Annotated in this window: 22 protein-coding genes; 10 read left to right on the forward strand and 12 right to left on the reverse strand. The window is 74.0% G+C overall.

Annotation, left to right across the window (positions count from 1 at the left end; all coding sequences use genetic code 11):
* The first annotated feature begins 386 nt into the window (after window positions 1–386).
* Window positions 387–2,051, forward strand: coding sequence for an electron transfer flavoprotein-ubiquinone oxidoreductase (locus DT057_RS12590; protein WP_128562451.1), 1,665 nt, complete (start codon window positions 387–389; stop codon window positions 2,049–2,051).
* A gap of 64 nt (window positions 2,052–2,115) precedes the next feature.
* On the opposite strand, the gene DT057_RS12595 is transcribed toward DT057_RS12590, so the two are convergent.
* The 3 genes from DT057_RS12595 to DT057_RS12605 all read right to left on the reverse strand — a co-directional run bounded on the left by DT057_RS12595 (window position 2,116) and on the right by DT057_RS12605 (window position 4,853).
* Window positions 2,116–2,340: a hypothetical protein gene (locus DT057_RS12595; RefSeq protein ID WP_128562452.1), complete on the reverse strand. Its 225-nt coding sequence runs from the start codon at window positions 2,338–2,340 to the stop codon at window positions 2,116–2,118.
* A 145-nt stretch (window positions 2,341–2,485) separates the two neighbouring features.
* Window positions 2,486–3,280, reverse strand: a complete 795-nt coding sequence (locus tag DT057_RS12600) for an enoyl-CoA hydratase/isomerase family protein (RefSeq protein ID WP_128562453.1) — start codon at window positions 3,278–3,280, stop codon at window positions 2,486–2,488.
* Window positions 3,270–4,853, reverse strand: coding sequence for an acyl-CoA synthetase (locus tag DT057_RS12605; protein WP_128562454.1), 1,584 nt, complete (start codon window positions 4,851–4,853; stop codon window positions 3,270–3,272). Before DT057_RS12605 ends, DT057_RS12600 begins: the two co-directional genes overlap by 11 nt.
* Window positions 4,854–5,046: 193 nt before the next feature.
* On the opposite strand from DT057_RS12605, the gene DT057_RS12610 reads away from it, so the two are divergent.
* The gene (locus DT057_RS12610) at window positions 5,047–5,511 is read left to right on the forward strand and encodes a RidA family protein (protein ID WP_128562455.1); all 465 of its coding nucleotides are present in this window, start codon (window positions 5,047–5,049) and stop codon (window positions 5,509–5,511) included.
* A gap of 121 nt (window positions 5,512–5,632) precedes the next feature.
* On the opposite strand, the gene DT057_RS12615 is transcribed toward DT057_RS12610, so the two are convergent.
* The 4 genes from DT057_RS12615 to DT057_RS12630 are packed head-to-tail and all read right to left on the reverse strand — an operon-like array spanning window position 5,633 to window position 11,143.
* On the reverse strand, window positions 5,633–7,477 hold the full coding sequence (locus DT057_RS12615) for an ABC transporter ATP-binding protein (RefSeq protein WP_128562456.1): 1,845 nt from the start codon (window positions 7,475–7,477) through the stop codon (window positions 5,633–5,635).
* A gap of 11 nt (window positions 7,478–7,488) precedes the next feature.
* Window positions 7,489–8,418, reverse strand: coding sequence for an ABC transporter permease (locus tag DT057_RS12620; protein ID WP_128562457.1), 930 nt, complete (start codon window positions 8,416–8,418; stop codon window positions 7,489–7,491).
* Window positions 8,384–9,343: an ABC transporter permease gene (locus DT057_RS12625; protein ID WP_128562458.1), complete on the reverse strand. Its 960-nt coding sequence runs from the start codon at window positions 9,341–9,343 to the stop codon at window positions 8,384–8,386. Before DT057_RS12625 ends, DT057_RS12620 begins: the two co-directional genes overlap by 35 nt.
* Before the next feature lie 9 nt (window positions 9,344–9,352).
* The gene (locus DT057_RS12630; protein WP_128562459.1) at window positions 9,353–11,143 is read right to left on the reverse strand and encodes a peptide ABC transporter substrate-binding protein; all 1,791 of its coding nucleotides are present in this window, start codon (window positions 11,141–11,143) and stop codon (window positions 9,353–9,355) included.
* 251 nt (window positions 11,144–11,394) lie between these two features.
* On the opposite strand from DT057_RS12630, the gene DT057_RS12635 reads away from it, so the two are divergent.
* Window positions 11,395–12,810 carry an amidohydrolase gene (locus DT057_RS12635; protein WP_128562460.1) on the forward strand — a complete coding sequence of 472 codons (1,416 nt, stop codon included), beginning with the start codon at window positions 11,395–11,397 and terminating at the stop codon, window positions 12,808–12,810.
* A 70-nt stretch (window positions 12,811–12,880) separates the two neighbouring features.
* Here DT057_RS12635 and DT057_RS12640 read toward each other — a convergent pair whose 3' ends face one another.
* Window positions 12,881–13,648, reverse strand: a complete 768-nt coding sequence (locus DT057_RS12640) for an SDR family oxidoreductase (protein WP_128562461.1) — start codon at window positions 13,646–13,648, stop codon at window positions 12,881–12,883.
* 149 nt (window positions 13,649–13,797) lie between these two features.
* Here DT057_RS12640 and DT057_RS12645 point away from each other — a divergent pair, with 149 nt between their 5' ends.
* The 6 genes from DT057_RS12645 to DT057_RS12670 all read left to right on the forward strand — a co-directional run bounded on the left by DT057_RS12645 (window position 13,798) and on the right by DT057_RS12670 (window position 18,893).
* Window positions 13,798–14,838, forward strand: coding sequence for an L-idonate 5-dehydrogenase (locus tag DT057_RS12645; protein WP_128562462.1), 1,041 nt, complete (start codon window positions 13,798–13,800; stop codon window positions 14,836–14,838).
* A gap of 233 nt (window positions 14,839–15,071) precedes the next feature.
* A complete protein-coding gene (locus tag DT057_RS12650) occupies window positions 15,072–15,749 on the forward strand; it encodes an energy-coupling factor ABC transporter ATP-binding protein (protein ID WP_128562463.1) in 678 nt (225 codons plus the stop codon).
* Window positions 15,746–16,438, forward strand: coding sequence for an energy-coupling factor transporter transmembrane component T family protein (locus DT057_RS12655; RefSeq protein WP_128562464.1), 693 nt, complete (start codon window positions 15,746–15,748; stop codon window positions 16,436–16,438). The genes DT057_RS12650 and DT057_RS12655 overlap by 4 nt, the downstream gene beginning before the upstream one ends.
* Entirely contained in the window at window positions 16,435–16,989 is a 555-nt protein-coding gene (locus DT057_RS12660) for a biotin transporter BioY (RefSeq protein WP_128562465.1), read from the forward strand. Before DT057_RS12655 ends, DT057_RS12660 begins: the two co-directional genes overlap by 4 nt.
* Before the next feature lie 103 nt (window positions 16,990–17,092).
* Window positions 17,093–17,905, forward strand: a complete 813-nt coding sequence (locus tag DT057_RS12665) for an endonuclease/exonuclease/phosphatase family protein (protein WP_128562466.1) — start codon at window positions 17,093–17,095, stop codon at window positions 17,903–17,905.
* Window positions 17,898–18,893 carry a lysylphosphatidylglycerol synthase domain-containing protein gene (locus DT057_RS12670; RefSeq protein WP_238313462.1) on the forward strand — a complete coding sequence of 332 codons (996 nt, stop codon included), beginning with the start codon at window positions 17,898–17,900 and terminating at the stop codon, window positions 18,891–18,893. Before DT057_RS12665 ends, DT057_RS12670 begins: the two co-directional genes overlap by 8 nt.
* Before the next feature lie 6 nt (window positions 18,894–18,899).
* Here the strand turns inward: DT057_RS12670 and DT057_RS12675 are convergent, their stop codons facing one another.
* From DT057_RS12675 to DT057_RS12690, 4 genes are all read right to left on the reverse strand, one after another.
* The gene (locus DT057_RS12675; protein ID WP_128562468.1) at window positions 18,900–20,366 is read right to left on the reverse strand and encodes a phospholipase D-like domain-containing protein; all 1,467 of its coding nucleotides are present in this window, start codon (window positions 20,364–20,366) and stop codon (window positions 18,900–18,902) included.
* Between the two features lie 178 nt (window positions 20,367–20,544).
* Window positions 20,545–22,335: a thiamine pyrophosphate-requiring protein gene (locus tag DT057_RS12680; RefSeq protein ID WP_128562469.1), complete on the reverse strand. Its 1,791-nt coding sequence runs from the start codon at window positions 22,333–22,335 to the stop codon at window positions 20,545–20,547.
* 226 nt (window positions 22,336–22,561) lie between these two features.
* On the reverse strand, window positions 22,562–23,329 hold the full coding sequence (locus DT057_RS12685; RefSeq protein WP_128562470.1) for an EAL domain-containing protein: 768 nt from the start codon (window positions 23,327–23,329) through the stop codon (window positions 22,562–22,564).
* A 156-nt stretch (window positions 23,330–23,485) separates the two neighbouring features.
* Complete coding sequence (locus tag DT057_RS12690; protein ID WP_128562471.1) at window positions 23,486–24,094, reverse strand: cupin domain-containing protein; 609 nt, start codon at window positions 24,092–24,094, stop codon at window positions 23,486–23,488.
* 109 nt (window positions 24,095–24,203) lie between these two features.
* Between DT057_RS12690 and DT057_RS12695 the strand changes: the two genes are divergently transcribed.
* Window positions 24,204–24,992, forward strand: coding sequence for an ABC transporter substrate-binding protein (locus tag DT057_RS12695; RefSeq protein ID WP_128562472.1), 789 nt, complete (start codon window positions 24,204–24,206; stop codon window positions 24,990–24,992).
* The last annotated feature ends 9 nt before the right edge of the window (window positions 24,993–25,001 follow it).

The following is a 25,001-nucleotide window of genomic DNA, read 5'->3' on the forward strand; positions in this document are numbered from 1 at the left end:
GGCCGGCGCGGCGGCCGGCGACGCGGACCGGCGCGGCGCCTCCGGCTCGGAGAAGCGGTCGTGCGGCGCCTCGTCCAGCACCGCGTCGACGCCGGCCTCGACGTGGAAGTCGAGGTAGGAGAGGAGGTCGCGGCTGTCGGGAGCGTCGTGCGTCATCAGCCCGATGTGGCGGTTCCCGCGCCTGTGGACAACCACCGCGACACTGCGCGCGGCCCGCCCGCCCGGGCCGGCCACGCGCGCCGGCTTGCGCCCGGAGACACCTTGCGCCCGGAGACACGGCGTCGCACGGTCCCCAGATTGGAACGGCTTGAGGCCGCTCTAGATCGTTTATATGTGAACGATCACGCCGGGGCGAGGTCCCGCGGGCCGCAGGGGAGGATGTCGGGATGGAGTTGCCGGATCGCGAGGCGATGGACTTCGACGTGGTGGTCGTCGGGGCCGGCCCGGCGGGGTTGGCTGCCGCCATCCACCTGAAGCAGCTCGCCGCGGAGGCGGGTTCGGAGGTCTCCGTGGTGGTGGTGGAGAAGGGCGGCGAGGTCGGCGCCCACATCCTGTCGGGCGCGGTGATCGACCCGAGCGGCCTCGACCGGCTGCTGCCCGAGTGGCGCGAGGACCCGGACCGTCCGCTCAAGACCGAGGTGGTCAAGGACGAGTTCATGTTCCTCGGCCCGGCCGGCGGCATCGCCCTGCCGAACATCGCCTTCCCGAAGCTGATGAGCAACCACGGCAACTTCGTCGGCTCTCTCTCCAACGTCGCCAAGTACCTCGGCCGGAAGGCGGAGGAGCTCGGCGTCGAGATCTATCCGGGCTTCCCGGCGGCCGAGATCCTGTACGACGAGGCCGGCGCCGTGGCGGGCGTCGCCACGGGCGACCTCGGCATCGGCCGGGGCGGCGACCCGCGGGACGACTTCACCCGCGGCATGGAGCTGCGCGCCAAGTACACGGTGTTCGGCGAGGGCGCCCGCGGCTCGCTCACCAAGCGCCTGATCGACCGCTACCGGCTCAACCAGCACTCCGACCACCAGAAGTACGGCCTCGGCGTGAAGGAGCTGTGGCAGGTCAGGCCGGACGCGTTCCGGCCCGGGCTCGTGCAGCACACCATGGGCTGGCCGCTGCCGAACCGGGCCGGCGGCGGCTCCTGGCTCTACCACTTCGACGACCACCTCGTGTCGGTGGGCTTCGTCACGCACCTGAACTACGAGAACCCGACCCTGTCGCCGTTCGAGGAGTTCCAGCGCTTCAAGACCCACCCGATGATCCGGGAGGTGTTCGAGGGGGCCAAGCGCATCGGCTACGGCGCCCGGGCGATCATGGAGGGCGGCTGGCAGTCGGTGCCCAAGCTCGTCTTCCCGGGCGGCTGCCTCGTCGGCGACTCGGCGGGCTTCGTCAACGTGCCGCGCATCAAGGGCTCGCACAACGCGGTCCTGTCCGGCATCCAGGCCGCCGCGGCGATCCACGGGGCGCTCAGGGACGGGCGCGCGCAGGACGAGCTCTCGGATTACGAGCACGGCTGGCGCGCGAGCCCGATCGGCTACGACCTGAAGCGGGTGCGCAACGTCAAGCCGCTGTGGTCGCGCTACGGCACGCTGGTCGGCATCGGCCTCGGCGGCGTCGACATGTGGCTGAACGAGCTCGCCGGCCTGTCGCTGTTCGGCACGATGAGCCACGGCAAGCCGGACTACGCCTGCACCAAGCCCCTGAAGGACGTGAGGCCGATCAAGTACCCCAAGCCCGACGGGGTGCTGACCTTCGACCGGCTGTCCTCGGTCTACCTCTCGAACACCAACCACGAGGAGGACCAGCCGCCCCACCTCCAGGTCAAGGACGCTGCGCTCCAGAAGCGCTCGGAGCACGACGTCTTCGGCGGTCCCTCGGCCCGCTACTGCCCGGCCGGGGTCTACGAGTGGATCGAGGAGGGCGCCGAGCCCCGCTACCAGATCAACGCCCAGAACTGCGTCCACTGCAAGACGTGCGACATCAAGGACCCGAACCAGAACATCAACTGGGTCACCCCGGAGGGGCCGGGCGGGCCGAACTACATCAACATGTGAGCGCGGTCCCCGGAGTGCCGCGGGCGCTCCGGGGCCGGGCCGCCGGGAGCCGGGCCCGCGCGCCCTACCCGGCCGGCCGCGGCCCGTCGGGCTGGGCGTTGCGCGCCTCGGCGCATTTCGGGCAGAGCTGACGCTTGGCCGGGTAGGCCGCGACCGCCATGGCGCCGCCGAAGCTCACCACGTGGCCGCATTCCAGCACGTTCGCGACGCGCTGGTCGGGATCGTCCCGGTCGCCGGCCGGATAGCAGCGCACCGCCACCACGCGGCGCATCGGTATGTCGGAGGTCATGTCCGGGCCTCGTCGCCTCAGCGGGTTTCGGGAAGAGCGGTGCCCCGCGGCGGCCCGCCGGCCGCCCGCGACCCCGCGCGCGTCGCGGCGCCGTCCCCTAGCACGGGGACGGCCGCCGGGCCGGCCCGCATCGTGTCGCACGGCCTCACCGGCCCGCGAACCGGGCCGGGCGCTTGGCCAGGAACGCGTCGACGCCCTCGCGGAAATCGGCCGTGGCGGCGCAGGCCTGGAAGCTCTCGGCCTCGGCCGCGAGCTGCTCCGGCAGGGTCCGGTCGAGGGAGCCGCGCAGGAGCCGCTTCATCGCCCCGAGCGCGACCGTCGGCCCGTCGGCGAGGCGGTCGGCCAGCCGCTCGGTCTCGGCGGCGAGGTCGGCCGCCGGCACCACCCGGTTGACGAGGGACAGGCGCAGGGCCTCCGCGGCGTCGTAGGTGCCGCTCAGGAGGGCGATCTCCATCGCCTTGCGCAGGCCCACCACCCGCGGCAGCGACCAGCTCGCGCCGCCGTCCGCGCTGGTGCCGAGGCGGGTGTAGGCGAGCGTCACCGCGATGTCGTCGGCCGCGATGGCGAGGTCGGCCGCGAGCATCAGGCTCACGCCCGCCCCCGCGACCGCGCCGTGGACGCTGGCCAGGAGGGGCTTGTCCATGGTGGCGAGGACCTGGAGCGTCTCGTGGAACGGCGCGATCAGCCGGCCGATCACCGCCGGGGCATCGCCGCCCGCGCGCTGGAACGAGCCGATGTCCCCGCCCGCCATGAAGGCCCGGCCGCTCCCGGCCAGCACCACGGCGCGCACGCCGGCATCCGCCGCCACGTCCCGGGCGGCGGCCAGGAACTCCCCGACCATCGTCTGGTCGAGGGCGTTCAGCACGGCGGGCCGGTTCAGCGTCAGGGTCGCGACGGCCCCGCGGCGGGCGACCCGGAGGGTCGGCGCGTCAGGCGGCATGGGTGGCCTCCCGGTCCTCGGCGTACTCGGCGCGCAGCGCGCGCTTGAGGAGCTTGCCGGCGGTGTTGCGCGGCAGGTCGTCCCGGAACAGGATGCGCTTGGGCACCTTGAACGGCGCCAGGCCCTGCCGGCAATGGGCGATCAGGCCCTCGGCGTCGGCCTCGTGGCCGGGGCGCAGGACCACGACGGCCGTCACCGCCTCGATCCATTTCGGGTCCGGCAGGGCGATCACCGCCACCTCCGACACGGCCGGGTGGGTGAACAGCGCCTCCTCCACCTCCCGGCTCGCCACCATGGTGCCGCCGGTCTTGATCACGTCCTTCATCCGGTCGACCACGTAGAGGTAGCCCTCGGCATCCATCACCCCGACGTCGCCGGAGTGGAACCAGCCGCCCTCGAACGCCTCCCGGGTCTCCTCCGGCTTGTCCCAGTAGCCGACCATCAGCTGGGGCGAGCGGTGGACGATCTCGCCCTGCTCGCCGGGGGCGACGTCGCGCATCGCGGCGTCGACGACCCGGGTCTCGACGTTGAGCACGGGCCGCCCGGCCGAGGAGGGCCGGGCGTCGTGCTCCTCGGGCCGCAGCACCGTGGCGAGGGGGGCGATCTCGCTCTGGCCGTAGCAGTTGAAGGCCTGCGCCCCCGGCAGGCGCCGGCGCAGCTCCTCGAGCACCGGGACCGGCATGATCGAGGCGCCGTAATAGACGTGGCGCAGGGAGGCGAGGTCCCGCCGGGCGAAGTCGGGATGGCGCAGGAGGCTGATCCAGACCGTCGGGGGCGCGAAGAACGAGGTGATGCGGTGCTGCTCGATCAAGGCGAGGCACGCCTCGGGCGCCGGCGCCTCGATCAGGATCGTCGCGGCCCCGACCAGCATCTGGGGCATGGTGAAGCAGTGCATCTGCGCCGAGTGGTAGAGCGGCAGGGCGGCGAGGGCCCGGTCGTGGGGCCCGAAGCCGAGCTCGACGGTGCAGCTCAGGTACTCGGCGATCAGGCCCCGGTGGGTCATCATGGCGCCCTTGGGCGCCGCCGTGGTGCCGGAGGTGTAGAGGAGCTGCGCCAGGTCCTCGTCGCCGGCGGGCGCGTCGGCCGGCTCGGCCGCGGGAGCGCCGGCCGCCGTCGCGAGGGCGAGCACGTCGAGCCCCTCCCCGCCCGCGAAGGTCGCGCTCGCGAGCGCGCCGCAGGCCTCCGCCACGGTGCCGGCGAGGGCCGGGTCGTGGACCAGCAGGCGGGCGCCGGACTGCTCGACGATGTAGCGCAGCTCGCGCCCGGTCAGCGCGTAGTTGATCGGCACGTGGACGAGGCCGGCGCGGGTGCAGGCGAGCCAGAGCAGGACGTAGGCGTCCGAGTTGCGGCCGTAGGCGCCGACCCGGTCCCCCGGCGCGAGGCCGGACGCCGCGAGCCCGGCGGCGACCCGGTCGGCGGCGCGGTCGAGCTCGGCGAAGCTCCAGGCGCGGTCGCCGAAGGCCAGGGCCGGCCGCGCCCCGTGCCGTCGCGCCGTCCGCCGGAAGGCGTCCGCGATGGTGTTGCGGCGCGCCCGCGCGCCGACCGCCTCCCTGGCGACTTCGTGCCGTCCCATCCCGTCGATCCCTCCCGCCGCGCCGTTCGCCGCGGCGCTGCCGCCCGCGCGGTCCGGGCGGCAGCCTCGTGCAGAGACCGGCCGGATGCAAGCGGGGTCGTGATCGGCTCCCCCGGGGTCGTCATCCGGCCCCCGGGGTCGTCATCCGGCCCCCAGGGTGGCATCCTGGCGCCGCACAAGGGGGGAGCCCGCCATGACACCGGACGAGAACCTCGCGCGCCTCGGCCTCGCCCTGCCGGCAGTGCCCGTGCCGGTCGCCAACTACGTGCCCTACCGGCTCGTCGGGGACCTGCTCTACCTCTCGGGCCAGGGCCCGAAGCGGCCGGACGGCACGTACAGGCGGGGCCGGCTCGGCCGCGACGCCACGATCGAGGAGGGCTACGCCGACGCCCGCCTCGCGGGCCTGCAGCTCCTCGCGGTGGCGAAGGCGGCGCTGGGCGACCTCGGCCGGATCAGGGCCGTGGTGAAGCTCCTCGGGATGGTCAACGCCGAGCCCGACTTCGCCGACCACCCGAAGGTGATCAACGGCTGCTCGGACCTCCTGGTCGAGGTGCTGGGCGAGGCCGGCCGCCACGCGCGCTCGGCCGTCGGCATGGGCTCGCTGCCGAACGCCATGACGGTCGAGGTCGAGGCCATCCTCCAGGTGGGGCCGGGCTGAGCCGGAGACGCGCCCGTCGCGACGGCCGCGGCGGTCGAGCCTCCGGTCCGGCCGCGCCGGAACGAAGACCCGCGAGCGGCACCCGGGGGCCGCGCGGTCGGGTCTTGCCCCGGGCGCGCCCTCACGCGGCGGCGGCCGGGACCGCCGCCTCCCATTCGGGCCCCCAGACCTGCACGGCGTGGCCGGGGGAGACCTCGCGGTAGAGGCGCTCGGGCGGGACGTAGCCGACCGGCCGGATCGGGCTCTTGATCTCGTCGCTGCGCACCGCGTGCATCTGCCGGCGCCGGCCCGGGTCGGGCACCGGGACGGCGGCGAGGAGCTTGCGCGTGTAGGGGTGCTGGGGCGCGCCGAAGATCGCCGCGCGGGGGCCGATCTCGACGATCTCGCCGAGATACATCACGGCGACCCGGTGGCTCACCCGCTCCACCACCGCCATGTCGTGGGAGATGAACAGGTAGGCGAGGCCGAGGCTCGCCTGGAGGTCCAGCATCAGGTTGACGACCTGCGCCTTCACCGAGACGTCGAGGGCCGAGACCGACTCGTCGGCCACGATCAGCCGCGGCTCCACGGCGAGCGCCCGGGCGATGCAGATGCGCTGGCGCTGCCCGCCCGAGAACTCGTGGGGGTAGCGCCCCGCCATCTCGGGCTTGAGGCCGACCCGGCGCAGGAGGTCGGCGGCCCGGTCGCCGGCCTCGCGGCGGGAGGCGAGCCGGTTGATCAGGAGCGGCTCGGCGATGGCCGCCCCGACGCTCATGCGCGGGTCCAGGCTCGCGAACGGGTCCTGGAAGATCATCTGCATGCGCCGGCGCCGCTCGCGCAGGTCGGCCGGGGCGAGCGCGAGGATGTCCTCGCCGTCGAGGAGCACCGAGCCCGAGAGCGGCTCGATCAGCCGGAGCACCGAGCGGCCGGTGGTGGACTTTCCGCAGCCCGACTCGCCGACGAGCGCCAGGGTCTCGCCGGCGCGCAGGGAGAAGGACACGTTCTCGACGGCGTGCACCCGGCCGCGCACCCGCGACAGCAGGCCGCCGCGGATCTCGAAGCGCGTGGTCAGGTCGCGCACCTCGAGCACCGGGCGCCCCTCCGGCGCCACGGTGTCGGGCATGTCGGGCACCACCTCGGGCTCCCCGGTGACCCGGTCGACGATCGGGAAGCGCGTCGGGTGCGGGCGGCCCCGCATGGAGCCGAGGCGCGGCACGGCGGCGAGCAGGGCCCGGCTGTAGGGGTGGGTCGGGCGGCGGAAGATGTCGTCCGTCGGCCCGCTCTCCACCGCCCGCCCGTCGACCATCACGACGGTGCGGTCGGCGATCTCCGCCACCACGCCCATGTCGTGGGTGATGAAGAGGACCGACATGTCCTCCTCGTCCTGGAGCAGCTTGATCAGGTCGAGGATCTGGGCCTGGATGGTGACGTCGAGGGCGGTCGTCGGCTCGTCCGCGATGAGGAGCTTCGGCCGGCAGGCGAGCGCCATCGCGATCATCACCCGCTGGCGCATGCCCCCCGAGAAGCGGTGGGGGTAGTCGTGGACCCGCGAGGCCGCGCCCGGAATGCGGACCTTGTCGAACAGCCGCACCGTCTCGGCCTCGGCCGCGGCCCGCGACAGGCCGCGGTGCAGCATCAGGGCCTCGGCGATCTGGAAGCCGACGGTGAGCACCGGGTTGAGGCTCGTCATCGGCTCCTGGAAGATCATCGCGACGTCGTCGCCCCGGATGCGCCGCATCGCGGGCTCGGGCAGGCCCAGGAGGTCGCGGCCCTCGAGCAGGACGCGGCCGCCGATCCGGCTCGAGTCCCGCGGCGTCAGCCGCATGATCGAGAGGGCGGTCACGCTCTTGCCGGAGCCCGACTCGCCCACGAGGGCCACGGTCTCCCTCGGGCCGATCTCGAAGGAGACGCCGTGCACCACCGGGCGCCAGGCGCGCTCGACGCGGAACGCGACCGTGAGGTCCTGGACCGAGAGGATCGGGGTCATGGGGCGCTCGCTCACAGGACGCGGCGCGGGTCGAGGGCGTCGCGCAGCCCGTCACCGATGAAGTTGATCGACAGGACCGTCAGGAAGATCGCGGCGCCCGGGAAGAGCGCCCAGTGGGGGGCGACGTCGAGGTGGTCCTTGGCGTCGAAGAGCAGGCGGCCCCAGGTCGGGATGTCGGGCGGGAAGCCGAGGCCGAGGAAGGACAGGGTCGATTCCGCGATGATCGCGGCCGAGACCTCGATCGTCGCCGCGACGATCACCGGCCCGATCGCGTTCGGCAGGATGTGGCGCGTGACGAGGTGCCAGGCGCCGGCGCCCTGCGAGCGGGCGGCCTCGATGAACTCCTTCTCGCGCAGGGACAGGAACTGGGCCCGCACGAGCCGGGCCACCGGCATCCAGCGCAGGCCCCCGATCACCACGACGATCATCACGAACACCCCGCCCTCGAGGCCGAAGACCTGCTTCAGGCGGTCGCGGAACAGGTAGATCACGAGGAGCAGGAGCGGCAGCTGCGGCAGCGACAGGAACAGGTCGGTGAGCCACATCAGCGCCGGGTCGAGGAAGCGGCGCGACATGCCGGCGACGGCGCCCACCGCGACGCCGACGACCGTCGCCACCGCCATCGCGGCGAAGCCCACCGCCAGCGAGATGCGCCCGCCGGAGATCATCCGGGCGAGCAGGTCCTGGCCGAGATCGTCGGTGCCGAACGGGTGCTGCCAGGACGGTCCCTGCAGCATGGCCGAGAAGTCGATGTCGTCGATGGCGACCGGCCAGAGCAGGCCGCCGACGAGCACCCCCATGACCAGGACCGCGAGGACGAGCACGCTCACGACCGCGAGCCGGTGACGCCGGAAGCGCCGCCAGGTGTCCCGGCCCGACGCCGCCGGGGCCGCGACCGGGGCCGCCTCAGCGGAAGGAGATGCGAGGGTCGAGCCAGCCATACAACAGGTCCGCGACGAGGTTGAACAGGACGACGAGGCAGGCGAACACGAAGGTCACCGCCATCACGACCGGCGTGTCGTTGGCCAGCATGGCGTTGATGAGGAGCGAGCCGATGCCCGGCACGCGGAAGATCTGCTCGGTCACGATGGCGCCGCCGAACACCGCCGGGATCTGGAGCGCCACCAGGGTGACGACCGGGATCAGGGCGTTGCGGGCGATGTGGCGCAGGGTCACGGCCCCGTCGCTCAGCCCCTTGGCGCGGGCCGTGGTGACGTAGTCGAGGCGCGCCACGTCGAGGACCGAGGCGCGCACGTAGCGGGTGTAGGAGGCGGCCTGGAAGAAGCCCAGCACCGCCACCGGCATGATCGCCTGCCGGACGTGCTCCCAGTACCAGTGCCAGCCCGTCGCCGCGACGTCGGCCTGGTAGACGAAGGGCAGCCAGTCGAGCTTGATGCTGAACAGGAGGATGAACAGGAGGCCGGTGAAGAAGGTCGGCAGCGAGAAGCCCACGAAGGCCAGCGTGTTGGCGACCTGGTCGAAGACCGAGTAGGGCCGGATCGCCGCCAGGATGCCGACCGGCACCGCGATCAGGAGCGCCAGCACCTGGGACGAGCCGACGACGAAGAGCGTGGTCGGCAGGCGCTGCAGGATCAGGTCGTCGACGTCGATCCGGCTGGCGAAGGAGAAGCCCCAGTCGCCGTGCAGCATCGCCACGAGCCAGCGCAGGTAGCGCACGAGGAGCGGATCATCGAGGCCGAACTTGAGCCTGAGCGCGGCCCGGACCTCCGGCGGCACGTTGGGATTGCTCGCCAGCTCCCCGAACGGGTCGCCCGGCGCGAGCGCCAGGACGGTGAACAGGATCAGGCTGATCCCGACGAGGCTCGGGATCGCGATCAGGAGCCGCCGCAGCAGGTAGGCGCCCATCCCCTGTCCTCACGCCTCCTTGTACCAGTCGGAGAGCAGCCAGAGGGAATTGTCCCAGCCGCTGAGCGGCGCCTGCAACTTGGCGTTCAGCGCCGAGACCTGCGCCCGGTGGAGGAGCGGCAGGACGTACTCGGAGACCACGACGTCGTTCATCTTGATGAACAGGGCGGCCCGCTTCGTCAGGTCGAGCTCGGTCTGGGTGGCCCGGTAGAGGGCGTCGGCCTCGGGGTTGCGCATGCGGCAGATGTTGCGGCCCTGCCACTTGTTCTCCTTGGTGGCGGCCTCCCACGAGACGAATTGCAGCATGAACACGGCCGGATCGGCCTGGGTCATGTTGACCGTGTACATCTCCATGTCGGCGTAGAAGTGCGGGAAGGTGTCGGGGTTCGCGACGTCCGAGGAGAAGAAGACCGAGCCGGGGACCGACTTCAGCTCCATGTCGATGCCGGCCTTCTGGGCAGCCTGCTTGACGATGGCCTGGGTCTTCTGCCGGGGGGCGTTGATGGAGGTCTGAAAGACGAACTTCAGCGCCTTGCCGTCCTTCGCCCGGATGCCGTCGGCGCCCTTCTTCCAGCCGGCCGCCTCGAGGATCTGGGCCGCCTTGTCGACGTCGAAGGCGAACGTGGTGTTGGGCGAGCGGAAGCGCTCGGGGCCGTTGAGGATGTTGGCGGTCGCCCGCGCGGTGCGGCCGTAGATGAACTGCTGGGTCGCGGCGCGGTTGACGATCAGGTTCATGGCCTGGCGCACCGCCGGGTCCGCGAAGGCGAAGTGCTTGGTCTTGAGCGAGGCGCGCTCGCCGTCGACCTCGGCCGTGGGATCGGTGGCGTTGAGCAGGATGAACTCGACGTTGCCGCCGTACGAGATCGCGATGCGCCCGCGCCCCCCGGCCTCGAACCGCTTCAGGATCTCGTCCTCGACCTGCATGTTCCAGGCGTAGTCGTACTCGCCGGTCTGGAGCACGGCGCGGGCCGCCGAGACCGCGTCGCCGCCGCCCTTCATCTCGACGGAATCGAAGAACGGGCGGCTGGGCACGTGGTAGTCGGGGTTGCGCTCGCCGCGCAGGATGTCGCCCGGGCGGAATTCCTGGAACCGGTAGGGGCCGGTGCCCACGGGCGCGAGGTTCGCGGGCGCGTCGCGGGACTTCTCGCCCGCGTAGGCGGAGAAGAGGTGCTTGGGGATGATCATGCCGGCCGTCGACACGAAGGCGTCGGCCCAGAACGGCGTCGGCTTGTCGAACACGACCTTGACGGTGAGGTCGTCGACCTTCTCGACCTTGATGTCCTTGTAGGTGCCGAGCGTGACCGCGGCGGTGGCGGGGTTGCCGGCGTACTCCCAGTTGAACACCACGTCGTCGGCCGTGAAGGGCTTGCCGTCGTGCCACTTCACCCCGGGCTTGAGCTTCCAGGTCACCGAGCGGCCGTCCGCCGCGACGCCGCCGTTCTCCGTCGAGGGCACCTCGGCGGCGAGGATCGGCAGCAGGTTGCCGTCGTCGTCCCAGGCCGCGAGCGGCTCGTAGAAGATGCGCGAGCCTTCCTGGTCCTTGGTACCGACGGCGAAGTGCGGGTTGATCAGGGTGGCGGCCTGCCAGAACAGCAGCTTCAGCGGCCCCCCGCCCCCCGCCTTGACGGGCTTGTAGGCGGTGCGGACATCCGCCGCCATGGCGACGCCGTTCTGGGCCAGCATCATGCCGGCCATGGGGGCCGTGAGGCCGAGGGCGAGCATGCGCCGGACGAAGCCCCGGCGGGACATCCGGCCGTCCTTCACGTCGGCGATGAGCGTCCGCAGGTCCCGCTCTGTCATGTCCTGCTTCCTCATGGGAAAATTCCCCTCTCGCCTGCCGTGCCGCGCCGCCAGCATCGCTGCGGGTGCGGGCGTCCGCAAGCCATCTCCGCGCGGCGGGCGAGGTATTCGCAAGTTGCGCGCCACGCCCGCGCCGGCCGCCTGGGCAAACCGGCCCGCGCCCTGCATACCCTCGGGCCCGGCGGAGCGCCCCGGCACGCCGTCGCGCAGGGCCGGCCGGCCGCGCCCGAGAGCCCGGAGAGGAGCCCGAGATGGACAACCGCAACGCGCTGTGGCGGCACGTCGACGCCCACACGGACAGGCTGGTCGCGCTCAGCGACCGGGTCTGGGGCATGCCGGAGGTCTGCTACACCGAGGCCCGCTCGGCCGCCGAGCACGGCGCCGAGCTGCGCCACCAGGGCTTCCGGGTGACGGAAGGGCTCGCCGGCATCCCGACGGCCCTCGTGGGCGAGGCCGGCGAGGGCGGGCCGGTGATCGCGTTCCTGGGCGAGTACGACGCGCTCCCGGGCCTGAGCCAGGAGGCCGGCGTGGCCGAGCACCGCCCCGTCGAGGCCGGCGGCCACGGCCACGGCTGCGGGCACAACCTGCTCGGATCGGCGGCACTGCTCGCCGCGACCGCCGTGAAGGACTGGCTCGCCGAGACCGGCCTGCCCGGGCGCGTGCGCTACTACGGCTGCCCGGCCGAGGAGGGGGGCGCGGCCAAGGCCTTCATGGTGCGGGAGGGCGCCTTCGCGGACGCGGACGCCGCGATCTCGTGGCACCCGTCGAGCTTCTGGGAGGTGACGCCGCCGCTCTCCCTCGCCAACACCCGGGCCGACTTCGTGTTCGCCGGCCGCGCCGCCCACGCGGCGGCCGCCCCCCACCTGGGGCGCAGCGCTCTCGACGCCGTCGAGCTCATGAACGTCGGCGTCAACTACATGCGCGAGCACATGCCGAGCGACGCGCGCGTGCACTACGCGCTCCTCGACGCCGGCGGCATCGCGCCGAACGTCGTCCAGGCCCGCGCCCGGGTGCGCTACTCGATCCGCGCCCGCGACCTGCCGGGGATGCTCGAGCTCGTGGAGCGGGTGCGCAAGATCGCGGAGGGCGCCGCGCTCATGACCGAGACCCGCGTGGAGATGCGCATCGTGAGCGCGGTCTCGAACGTGGTCGGCAACACGCCGCTGGAGCAGGCCCTGCACGGCGTGATGGAGGAGCTCGGGCCCCCCCACTTCGGCGACGGGGACCGGGCCTTCGCCCGGGCGATCCAGGAGACCCTCTCGCCGCAGGACATCGCGGCGGTCTACCGCACGATCGGGCGGCCGCCCTCCGACGCCCCCCTCGCCGACTTCCTGGTGCCCCTCGACGCGCGGCGCAACCCGGCGATCGGCTCGACGGATGTCGGCGACGTGAGCTGGGTCGTCCCCACGGTCCAGGCGCACGCCCCGACGGTCGCGGCAGGGACGCCCTTCCACACCTGGCAGGTGGTGGCGCAGGGCAAGGCGCCGGCCGCCCACAAGGCGATGGTGCAGGTCGCCAAGGCCATGGCGGCGACGGGGGCGGCCGTGCTCACCGATCCGGCGCTCCTGGCCGCCGCGAAGGCGGACCTGAGGGCGCGCACGGAGGGCGGCTACGTCTCCCCGCTGCCGCCCGAGGTGAGCCCGCCGCTGACGATGTCCCTCGGGTGAGGGCCGCCTTCCGTCCCCGCGCCGGGCCGCCCTGTCCCCGCCCCGTCGCCGCGCCGGGCGGCCCAGGCCCTCAGAGCGTCGCCAGGACGCCGCCGTCGACGTAGAGGATCTGCCCGTTGACGAAGTCGGAGGCCGCGGAGGCGAGGAAGATCGCGGCCCCTTGCAGCTCCTCGACCCGGCCCCAGCGGCCGGCCGGGGTGCGCGCCTTGAGCCAGGCGTCGAAGTCGGGGTTGTCGATCAACGCCTGGTTGAGGGGCGTCGCGAAGTAGCCGGGGCCGATCCCGTTCACCTGGAGCCCGTGGCGGGCCCAGTCGGTGCACATGCCCTTGGTCAGGTTCTTCACGGCGCCCTTGGAGGCGGTGTAGGGCGCGATCCCGGCCCGGGCGGCCTCGCTCTGGAGGCTCGCGATGTTGATGATCTTGCCGCGCCGGCGCCGGATCATGTGCCGCGCCACCGCCTGCCCGACGTAGAACACGCTGTCGAGGTTGATCCGCATCAGCTCGCGCCAGGTCTCCACCGGGAAGTCCTCGAGCGGCATGCGGCGCTGGATGCCGGCGTTGTTGACGAGGATGTCGAGGGGGCCGATCTCCGCCTCGATCCGCGCGACGCCGGCCGCGACGGCGGCGGGATCGGACACGTCGAACGCGGCCGCCCGGGCGTCGAGGCCCTGCCGCCGCAGGCCGTCCACCGCCGCCTCGAGCTTCGTCGCGTCGCGGCCGTTCAGCACCAGGGCGGCACCGGCGCGCCCGAGCCCCAGGGCGAGGGAGAGCCCGATGCCCTGGCTGGACCCCGTGACGAGGGCGCGCCGGCCCGTCAGATCGAACAGTGCAACCGACACGGCGTCCCTCCCGGCAGCGCCCGCCGAGCCGTCGCCGGACCCGTGCGATTGCGCTTCTGCCGGGAAGGAAGCAGGCTACCGATCCAGAAGCAAGAGGACGGCCCCGGCCGGGCGCGCCCCGGAATCCGGGGCCCGGGAGGAGCATTCCGATGACGCTCGCAGCGCGCATCCACGCCGCCAGGGACCTGCGGATCGAGCCGGTCGTCCTCCGCGAGCCGGAGCCCGACGAGGTCGTGGTCGCGCTCGGCGCCGGCGGCATCTGCGGCTCGGACCTGTCCTACTACGGCAAGGGCCGGGTCGGCGACTTCTCCCTGCGCGAGCCCATGGTGCTCGGCCACGAGGTCGCCGGCACCGTGGCCCGGGTCGGGGCGGCGGTCACGGCCGTCAGGCCCGGGGAGCGGGTCGCGGTCGACCCGAGCCGCCCGTGCCGGGCCTGCGACTTCTGCCGGGCCGGCCGCTCGAACCTCTGCCGCTCCATGCGGTTCTTCGGCTCTGCGGCGGTCTTCCCGCATGTCCAGGGTGCCTTCAGCGAGGAGTTCCTCGCCCGGGCCGACCAGTGCGTGGCGGTCCCGGACGCCATGCCGATGCGGGTGGCGGCCTGCGGCGAGCCCCTGGCGGTGGCGCTGCACGGGGTGCGCCGGGCGGGCGAGCTGCTCGGCCGCCACGTCGTGATCGCGGGCGCGGGCCCGATCGGGCTCCTCTGCCTGATGGCCGCGCGCCTCGCCGGCGCCCGGCGGGTCGTCTGCACCGACCTCGCCGCGGCCCCCCTCGCCATCGCCCGCGAGATCGGCGCCGCCGAGACCGTCAACGTCGCGGAGGCGCCCGAGCGCCTCGCCGCCTACGAGGCCGACAAGGGCACGTTCGACGTGGCCCTGGAGGCGACGGGCTCGCCCGCGGCGCTCGCCTCCCTGTTCCGGGTGGTGCGGCCGGGCGGGCGCGTGGTGCAGCTCGGCATGATGCCGCCGGGCGACATCCCGGTCCCGGCCAACCTCCTGATGGCCCGCGAGATCGACTTCGTCGGCGCCTTCCGGTTCCACGAGGAGTTCCGCACCGCCGTGTCGCTCCTCGCGGCCGGGCGCCTCGACGTCGGCCCGATCCTCTCGGCCGAGCTGCCCATGGGCCGGGCCGGCGAGGCCTTCGCGCTCGCGGGCGACCGGAGCCGGGCGATCAAGGTCCACCTCACCCTCTGAGAGGGAGGGTGATCGGCTTCAGGCTGGCCCTGCGGGAGACGGCCGCGCCTCCCGCGCGGGCGGGTCCGGCGCCCGGGGGCGAGGCGCGGCGCGCCCGGGCGGCGCGGTGCTCTCGGGAAGCGCGCGGGCGCGAGGTGACCGCGCGGTGACGCAGGGTAGCGCGCCGGCGCGCGGTGCCCTATGAGCGCAGCGCCCCCGCCCGGCACCCCCAGAGGCCTCCCGTTCCCTCCCGCATGGCCATCGTCTTCGACAGGGTGCGCGCGTCGCGCCACGGCCGGCCGGTCCTGCACGAGACCGCCCTGACCCTGCGCGAGCGGCGCATCGGCGTCGTCGGCCCGAACGGGTCGGGCAAGAGCAGCCTCGCCCGGCTGATCAACGGCCTCCTGCTGCCGGATGCCGGAAGCGTGCGGGTCGACGGCCTCGACACCCGCGCCGACGCCCGGGCGGTGCGCCGCAGGGTCGGCTTCGTGTTCCAGAACCCGGCCGACCAGATCGTGTTTCCGGTCGTGTCGGAGGATATCGGCTTCGGCCTGCGCAACCTCGGGCTGGCGCGGGGCGAGATCGCCGCCCGGTCGGCGGCGGTGCTGGAGCGCTTCGGCCTCGCGCACCTCGCCGAGCGGCCGAGCCACGCCCTGAGCGGCGGCGAGAAGCAGATGGTGGCCCTCGCCGCCGTGCTGGTGACCGAGCCCGCGATCGTGGTCTTCGACGAGCCGACCACGCTCCTCGACCTGCGCCACCGCAACCGCGTCCGCGCGGCGATCGCGGGCCTCGCCCAGACCGCCATCGTGGTCTCGCACGACCTCGCCCTGCTGGAGGGGTTCGAGCGCGTGCTGGTGATGGACGCGGGCCGGGTCGTGGCCGACGACGCCGCCGAGCCGGCGCTGCGCTGGTACGTGGACCACCTGTCGTGACCCTCCCGCTCTACGTCCCGGGCACGACGCGCCTGCACCGGGCGCCCGCCGGCCTCAAGCTCGGCCTCCTGTGCGGGGCCGGGATCGCCCTCGTCCTGACGCGAGAGAGCCTCGTCCTGGCGGGCGCCGCGCTCGCCGGCGCGCTCCTGCTGCGGGCCGCCGGCGCGCCCCGGGAGAGCCTGCGGCCCCGGCTCGCGGGGCTCGCCGGGGTGCTCGCCGCGGTCGGGCTCGCGACCGGGCTCCTCGACGGCTGGGACGCCGCGCTCGCGGCGTGCCTGCGCGTCCTCGCCCTGGCGCTGCCGGCCCTCGCCGTGACCCTGACGACGCGCGCCTCCGACCTCCTCGACGCGATGGAGCGGGCGCTGCGACCCCTGGAGCGGCTCGGCCTCGTCCAGGCCGGCCGGGTAAGCCTCGCGGTCGCGCTGGTGCTGCGCTTCGTGCCCGAGATCGCCGGCGAGGCGCGGGCGATCCGCGAGGCGCAGGCCGCCCGGGGCGTCCGGGCCGGGCCGGTCGGGCTGGTGGTGCCGCTGATCGTGCGCACCCTGGCCCGCGCCGACGCCGTTGCGGAGGCCATCGACGCCCGCGGCTACCCGCCCGACGGGGAGCCGTCCCGCCCGGCGCCGGCCGCCGCGCGACCGCGGCCCGAGACCCCGCCGCGCACCCCGCCCGAAGGAGGCAGCCCCGCATGACGACCCGTGACCTGGTGCTCACCGCGCTGTTCGCGGCCCTGATCGTGGCGCTCGGGCTGATGCCGCCCGTGCCCGTCGCGGGGCTGCCGGTGCCGGTGACGCTGCAATCCCTCGGGATCATGCTGGCGGGGCTGATCCTCGGGCCGGTGCGGGGCGGCCTCGCGGCGGCGCTGGTGGTGCTCCTCGTGGTGCTCGGCCTGCCGGTGCTCTCCGGGGGCCGGGGCGGGTTCGGGGTGGTGGTGGGCCCGACGGGCGGCTTCCTCCTCGGCTGGGTCCCGGGGGCCGTCGTGACCGGCTGGATCGTCCGGCGCTGGGCGCCCGGCCCCTGGCGCCGGCGCGAGGCGGCCCTGGCGCTCCTCGCCGGGCTCGCCGGCGGCATCGGGGCGGTCTACGCGGTGGGGATCCCGTGGCTCGCCGCCGTCACCGGCATGGGCCTGTCGCGGGCGCTCCTCGGCAGCGCGGTGTTCGTCCCCGGCGACCTGATCAAGGCGGTGGCGGCCGTGCTCGTGGCCCGGGGCGTGCGGCGGGCCTACCCGATCGAGATGCGCTGAGGCCCGCAGCGGGGCCGGACACGCGCCGCGGCGGGCGACCCGAACCCGGGGGGCGGCTCGGCCGTTGACGGGGGCTGCCCCCAGGAACGGACCCGATCCCGCGTTGCTCCGCGTCCTCACCTACAACGTCCGCCGCTGCCTCGGCACGGACGGCCGGCTCAGCCCGGAGCGCATCGCCGCGGTGATCGCCGCCTGCCGCCCCGACGTCGTGGCGCTCCAGGAGCTCGACGTCGGCCGGCGGCGCACCGGAGGCGTCGACCAGGCCCAGGCCATCGCGGACCGGCTCGGGATGGGGTCGCACTTCCACCCGGCGCTCCAGGTGATGGAGGAGCGCTACGGCGACGCGATCCTGACCGCCCTGCCGTCGCGGCTCGTGCGGGCGGAGGGCCTGCCCGGCCTCGCCCGGCGCCCGGGCCTGGAGCCCCGGGGCGCCCTCTGGGCCGCCGTGGCGGTCCGGGGCCGGGAGGTGCAGGTCATCACGACCCATCTCGGCCTCGACCGGCGCGAGCGCCTGGCCCAGGTGTCGGCCCTCACCGGCCCGCGCTGGCTCGGCGACCCGGCCTGCCGGGCGCCCGTCGTGCTCCTCGGCGACCTCAACGCCGTCCCGCTCTCGCGGGCCTACCGGCACCTCGCCGCCCGCCTGACGGATGCCGAGGGCGGGCCCTTCGGCGGCTGGGCCCGGCCGACCTTCCCGGCGCGGCTGCCCGCCCTGCGCCTCGACCACATCTTCGTCGGCGGCGGCATCGTCTCGCGGGGGATCCGGACCCTGCGCGCCGGGGAGGCCCGCCTCGCCTCGGACCACCTCCCGCTCGTGGCCGACCTCGCGTTCGCCCCGCCCAGGCCCGGCCTCGCCGCCGCCCCGCTGCCGGCGAGGCCGGCCAACCCCGATGACGCAGGATCCCACGGACGTGCCTGAGACGAACGAACCCGGGACGAAGCCCGCCGGGCCGGGCCGCCGCCGGCGCTGGACCCTGATCGTCGCGGTCCTGAGCGTCGTGCTCGGGGGTTACCTCCTCGCCCGCACCCTCGGCGGCTACAGCCTCGACCAGCTCGTCGCCTCGGTCCGGGCCCTGCCGGCCGGGCGCCTCGCCGCCGCCGGGGCGTTTGCCGCCGCGAGCTACCTGTGCCTCTGCGGGATCGACTGGCTTGCCCTGCGGGCGGCGGGCCGGCCCCTGCCCTTCGGCCGGGTGGCGCTCGCGGCCTTCATCAGCCTGTCGCTCGGCCACAGCATCGGCCTCGCGGGCCTGAGCAGCGGCGCCATCCGGTACCGCTTCTACACCCGCTGGGGCCTGGGCACGGGGGACGTCGCCCGGGTGGTGCTGTTCTGCGGCGTCACGGTCGGGCTCGGGCTGATGGCCCTCGGGGCGGTGGCGGTCCTGGCCGACCCGGGCCTCGCCCGGGAGGTCACGGGCCTCGGGCGCCCGGCGGTCCTGGCCTCCGGCCTCGCCTGCGCGGGAGGCGTCGCGCTCTATCTCGGCCTCGCCGCGAGGCTGCGGGCGCCGCTGCGCATCCGGCGCTGGTCGATCGCCTTGCCGCCGCTGCCCCTGGCAGCGGCGCAGGTGGGGCTCGGCGCGCTCAACTTCGCCCTCGTCTCGGCCTGCCTGCACCAGGCGCTCGCGGCGGTCTCCGACGTCGGCTTCCTCGGCGTCGTCTCGGTGTTCGTGATCGCCAACGCGGCGGTGCTGATCACCCACGTGCCGGGCGGCCTCGGGGTGATCGAGAGCGTCGTCGTCCACCTCCTGCCGAAGACCGACGTCATCGGGCCGCTGATCGCCTTCCGGTTCCTGTACTTCCTGGTGCCGCTGGCGCTCGGGCTCGCCGCCTTCGCGGTGACGGAGGCGGTCTTCCGCTGGCGCGGGGCCGGCGCCCGGCGCGGCTTCGCCTGGCGCGCCACGTCGGCGTGAGCGGCCTCACGCCGTCCCGAACGGCCGCTCCGGATCGAGGAGGTCGGTGCTGAGCAGGGGGTCGAGCAGGCCCTCCTCCTCGGGCACCTCGCAGACGCGCAGGGACCGGGGCCCTCCCTTCAGGCGCGCGATGGCGCGGATCAGGGAGCCCTCCCGGCGGATTGCCTCCTCGACGGCGGCGGGCGTCGCGCCGAGGTGCTCGGCGAGGAGCTGGTCGCGCAGGCCCCGGATCGCCCGGCGGGCGGCCGCGTCGTGCCCCTCGACGGCGAGGTCGCACTCGGTGTCGAGGGCGACCGAGCGGTTGTTGAGGTTCGACGAGCCGATGCGCAGGAAGCGGTCGTCGACGATGACCAGCTTGGCGTGCACGAGCACCTCGCAATCGGCCTCCGCCCCAGCCTCCGCCGCGGGGCCGGCGCCCGGCACCACCGGGTAGGCGACGAACAGCCGCCCGAAGCGGTCGGCCGCCCGCAGGCGCCGCAGGATGCGGTCCCGGGGCGTGCCCATGGCGACGCGCTCCGTGAGGTTGTGCGAGCGCCGGGTGAGCACCACCACGATCTCGGGTCCCTCCGGCGCCGCGAGGTGGCGCGCCAGCACCTCGGCCACGAAGGTCGCGGTGAGGTACTGCGCCTCGAGGTAGATCGCCTCGCGGGCCCCCGCGAGCGCCCGCCCGGTCAGGGCCGCGGCCTCCTCGACGGACGGCTCGCCGGGCAGGGCCGGCATGGTGCGGGCGATGGCGACGGCGGCGTCCGTCATCAGGGGCGCGAGGCCCTCGGGCCAGACCGGCGGGGCGCCGGTCACGGGGGCGAGGACCTCGCCGGTCGCCGCCTGCCAGCGGGCGCGGGCGAGTTCGCCGAGAGAGCGGGCCGCCTCCCCGTCGACGGCCATCTGGAGGTCGTGGACCGGCGGGTAGGGCGTGCCGTCCGGATCGACCCGGAGGGGGTCGTCGGCGGCGTGCGCGGGCGTGTCCCAGCGCGCCACGGTCAGGTCCATGCCGCCCACGAAGGCGATGCGGTCGTCGATGCAGACGAGCTTCTGGTGATGGGCGGCGTAGATCGGATGGTGGCTGTCGAGCCGCACGGCGATGCGGGGATGCGCCTCCCAGTCGGTGCCGAACAGGAGCGGCAGCGCCGCCCCGGGCCCGTGCACCGTGGCGACGCTCCAGACCAGCACGCGGATCTCGAGCGCGGGCCGGCGCGCCGCGAGGTCGCGCAGGAACGGCCCGAGCGGCGGGGAGACGTCGGGCCCTGCGTCGTGGCGCAGGCGGATCCGGCCGTCGAAGTCCCAGCCGACGATCAGGACGGCGCGCTGCGCCCGGCTCAGGGCCTCCTCCAGCCGCGCGAAGTAGGCGGCCGCGTCGATCAGCACCGCGACGCGGTCGGCCCTGGCGACGCGCCAGCAGGTGCGGCCGGGTTCGAACAGGGTCGGGCGCGGGGCGAGCGCCGGTGCGTCGTCACGCGCGGGATCGCTGGTCATGGGCGCTCGCACCATCCTGTTCGCTGCCGGGGCCGGGTGCCGCAACGGCTGGCCGGCCCGCCGGTTCCATGCCGGGCCCGCCGGGACGATCCGGGCCTGCCGCCCGGGACCGCCCGCAATCAGCCGCGCGCCGCCCGCCGGTCCGCGTGCCACCCCGTTTGCCGGTCCCTTCGCCGGTTCACTTGCCCTTGCCGGGCAGCACCGAGGCGAGGACCTGGCGGGCGGTGTCGGCGATGAGGTGGCCGCCCTTGGGATCGCCCTTGACCAGCATCGACATGAAGCTCCTGGCCTGGTCGACGGTGATGTGGGGCGGCAGCGGCGGCACCTCGGGGTCGGTCTTGACCTCGAGCACGACCGGGCGGTCGCTGGCGAGCGCCTCGTCCCAGGCCGCCCCCATCCGGGCGGGGTCGTCGACGTAGATCCCCTTCAGCCCGATCAGCTCGGCGAACTTGTGGTAGGGCACGTTCGGGATCACCTGGGTCGCCTCGAACTTCGGGTCGCCCTCCTGCACGCGCTGCTCCCACGTCACTTGGTTCAGGTCCTCGTTGTTGAACACGCAGCAGATCCAGGTCTTGTTCGACCAGTCCTGCCAGTACTTCTGCACCGTGATCAGCTCCGCCATGTTGCTCATCTGCATCGCACCGTCGCCGACCAGCGCCACCACGGGCCGGTCGGGATGCGCGAACTTGGCGGCGATGGCGTAGGGCACCGCCGCCCCCATCGAGGCGAGGCCCCCCGACAGGGACGCCATCATGCCCCGGCGCATCTTCAGGTCCCGGGCGAACCAGTTCGCGCACGAGCCCGAATCGCTCGTCACGATCACCCGCTCGGGCAGCCGGGGCGACAGCTCCCAGGTCACGCGCTGCGGGTTGACCGGGTTCGCCATCGCCATGGCGCGGGCCTCCGCGTCCGTCCACCAGGCCGCCACGTTCCGCTCGATCGTCGCGCGCCAGGCGGTGTCGGTCTTCTGGTCGAGCAGCGGCAGCAGCGCCCGCAGCGTCTCGGCCGCGTCGCCGACCAGGGGCACCTCCATGGGGTAGCGCAGGGACAGCATGCCGGGCTCGCGGTCGATCTGGACGCCGCGGGCCTGCCCGACCTTGGGCAGGAACTCCGAGTAGGGGAAGCCGGAGCCGATCATCAGCAGGGTGTCGCACTCGTTCATCAGCTCCCAGCTCGGCCTGGTGCCGAGCAGCCCGACCGAGCCCGTCACCCAGGGCAGGTCGTCGGGCAGCGCCGCCTTGCCGAGCAGCGCCTTGGCGGCCCCGGCCTGGAGGCGGTCGGCCACCGCGATCACCGCGTCGGTGGCCTGGAGCGCGCCGGCGCCCACGAGGAGCGCCACCCGCCGGCCGGCGTTGAGCACGGCGGCGGCCCGCTTCAGGTCGACCTCGTAGGGCACCACCTTCGGGTCGGTGTAGCCGACGCCGGAATGCACGGTGCCGTGCTTGCGCGGCGGATCCTCGTGGGGAGCGTCCTGGAGGTCGTTGGGGAAGACCAGGGCCGTGACCCGGCGCTCGCCCTTGGCGATGCGGATGGCGCGGTCGACGAGGTGGGCGGTCTGGGCGGGGGTGCTCGCCTGCTGGACGTAGGCGCCGGCCACGTCCTTGAGCATCGCCACGAGGTCGAGCTCCTGCTGGTAGTGGCCGCCGAGGGCGTTGCGGGCCTGCTGCCCGGCGATGGCGAGCACCGGCATGTGGTCGAGGCGGGCGTCGTAGAGGCCGGTGAGGAGGTGGGAGGCGCCCGGCCCGGAGGTGGCGATGCAGACGCCGAGCTCGCCCGTGAACTTGGCGTAGGCCGAGGCCATGAAGGCCGCCATCTCCTCGTGGCGGGCCTGGACGAAGCGGATTCCGTCCTGCGAGCGGTTGAGGGCGCCGAGCAGGCCGTTGATGCCGTCGCCCGGGTAGCCGAAGACCGTGGTCACGCCCCAGTCCGACAGACGCCTCCAGAAAAAGTCGCCGACCGTGTCAGCCATGGGCCAGGATCCTCGTGCGGGCAGGTGGAGCGCCGACGCGCCGCCGCGACGGGGCCGGCCGGGGCGCACGCCTGTCGTCGCCCGGGCGGTTCGCCCGGGCGAACGCCCGACCAACCCTTCGGCGACGGGCCGGTTCCGGCCCCGCCCCGGTGCCCGCCCGGGCGGCGGCCTGACCGGTGCCCGCCTGGCCAGCGGCCCCGGTGCCCGCCGGGCCCGCGGGCGCCGGTCAGGCCGCCAGCCGCGCCGGGAGGGCCGCCACGGCCGGCAGGCTCGCGAGCGCGGGCCTGGCGAAGAGGTAGCCCTGGAACAGCGTGATGCCGGCCGCCCGCAGGACCGAGAGCTCCTCCTCGGTCTCGATTCCCTCGGCGATCACCGCGACGCCGAGGGCCCGGGCCATGCCGACGACGCCCGCCACGATGGTCTGGCGGGCCGGCGAGGAGGCGATCCCGCGGATCAGGTCCATGTCGAGCTTGATCAGGTCGGGCTGGAAGCTCGCCAGCAGGTTCAGCCCGGCGTAGCCGGCGCCGAAATCGTCGATCGCGGTCACGAAGCCCCGCTTGCGGTAATCGGCGATGATGCGCTGGACGTGCGCCACGTCGACCATGCGCTCGTTCTCGGTGAACTCGAACATGATCTGCCGGTGCGCGAAGCCGACCCGGCGGGCCGCCTCGAGGGTGGCGCGGATGCAGGCCGCCGGCTCGTAGACGGCGTTCGGCATGAAGTTGATCGACAGCTTGGTGTTCGGGTCCAGGAACAGCGTGCCGGCGAGCTCGATCGCCTTGGTGCGGCAGGCCTGGTCGAACTTGTAGCGGTTGGCCTCCGTCACCTGCGACAGGATGGTGCCGGCGCCCTGACCCTCGGTCCCGCGCACCAGCGCCTCGTAGCCCCAGATGCGGCCCCGCTCCAGGTCGACGATCGGGTGGAACGCCATCGTGAAGGCGAAGGGCAACGTCTCGTCGCTCCTGCACGCCTCGCAACCGGCCCGCCTGTCCATGCCCGCCCCTCCGCGTATGCTCCACGACAGGTTCACACGGAATATCTTCTCATCTGGTGAATCGACGGCCGCTCATCCGACGGACCGGGGGCCGGCGCGGCGCCCCAAGGCCGGCCCGACCCTGCGGCAGGCGGCCCGATCGACCGGCCGCTTCTGTCAGGGGCGGGCCGGCGGGACGGAGTTGACCCACAGCACCACCGTCCGCTCCTCCCGCGACGGGTTGCGGTAGCGGTGCGGGCGCCGGCTCGCGAACCGGAAGCTGTCGCCGGGATCGAGCCGGAGCGTGGTCTCCTCGACCGAGAGGACGAGCCGCCCCTCCATCACGAGGCCGGCCTCCTCGCCGTCGTGGGCGAAGAACGCGTCCCCGGTGCCGGCGCCGGGCTCGAGGTGCATCAGGAACAGGCTCAGGGAGCCCTCCGCCCCGGGGCGGGTCAGGAGCTGCTTGGCGATGCCCGAGCGCCAGAGCGACAGCGCGGCCCGCTCGCCGGCCCGCGTGACGATGGGGTCGGGCTCGGGTGCGGGCGCCTCCCCGAACAGGGCCGCGAGCCCGACCCCGAGCACGTCGGCGATCAGCGCCAGCACCCGCAGGGAGGGCGAGGACAGGCCGCGCTCGACCTGGCTCAGGAACCCGATCGAGAGGCCGGCCGCCCCCGCCACGGCCTTGAGGGGCAGGCCGCGGGCCCGCCGCAGCGCCCGCAGGCGATGCCCGACCGCGAGGTCGGCCGCCGCCTGCCCGTCTCCCTGTCCGCCGCCAGCGTGTTTCATGTCCGTGAAATCGGATTGCGCGGTGCAGCGAATTATGCCCTGATGTTCATGTCAATGAAATTTGCCCGGCGCTCCGCGAGACCGGCGGCCCGGCTAGAGGAGCACGACGATGAGGCGTCTGGTTCAGGCCGCGGCCGCGGCGCTCGCGGGGGCCGGCGCCGTGCTCGTCGCGGCGGGCGCGGTCCCGGCCGCCGCGCAGGGCACCCTGAAGGTCGGCTCGACGCCGACCGGCATCCCGTTCACCTTCCTCGACACCAAGACCAACACCATCCAGGGCGTGATGGTGGACGTCATCACGGCCGTCGGCAAGGAGGCGGGCTTCGCGGTCGCCGTCGAGCCGCTGCAATTCTCGACCCTGATCGCCGCCCTGACGGCCCGGAAGATCGACGTCATCTCGGCCGCGATGTTCATCACGCCGCCCCGCAAGGAGGTGATCGCGTTCTCCGAGCCGGTCTACACCTACGGCGAGGGGCTGATCGTGGCGAAGTCCGACACGAAGGAGTACGCGGCCTTCGCCGACCTGAAGGGCGAGACGGTGGGCGCCCAGGTCGGCACCGCCTTCGTCGAGCCCCTGAAGGCGTCGGGGCTGTTCTCCGAGGTGAAGATCTACGACACGATCCCCGACCTGATGCGGGACGTGAATTCCGGCCGCCTGAAGGCCGGCTTCGCCGACAGCCCGATCCTCGCCTACAACATCAAGCTCGGCATGTTCCCGAACCTGCGCCTCGTCGACGGCTACAAGCCGATCGTGATCGGCTCGGTCGGCATCGGCGTGCGCAAGGACGATCCGGCCCTGCGCACCAGGATCGACGAGGCGCTCGCCAAGCTCAAGCAGAGCGGCGACCTCGCCAGGATCCTCGAGAAGTGGGGCCTGAAGCCCGCCGTGAACCCGTCCTGACCCCGGCGT

The organism is Methylobacterium crusticola (assembly GCF_003574465.1).
GTDB classification, from domain to species: domain Bacteria; phylum Pseudomonadota; class Alphaproteobacteria; order Rhizobiales; family Beijerinckiaceae; genus Methylobacterium; species Methylobacterium crusticola.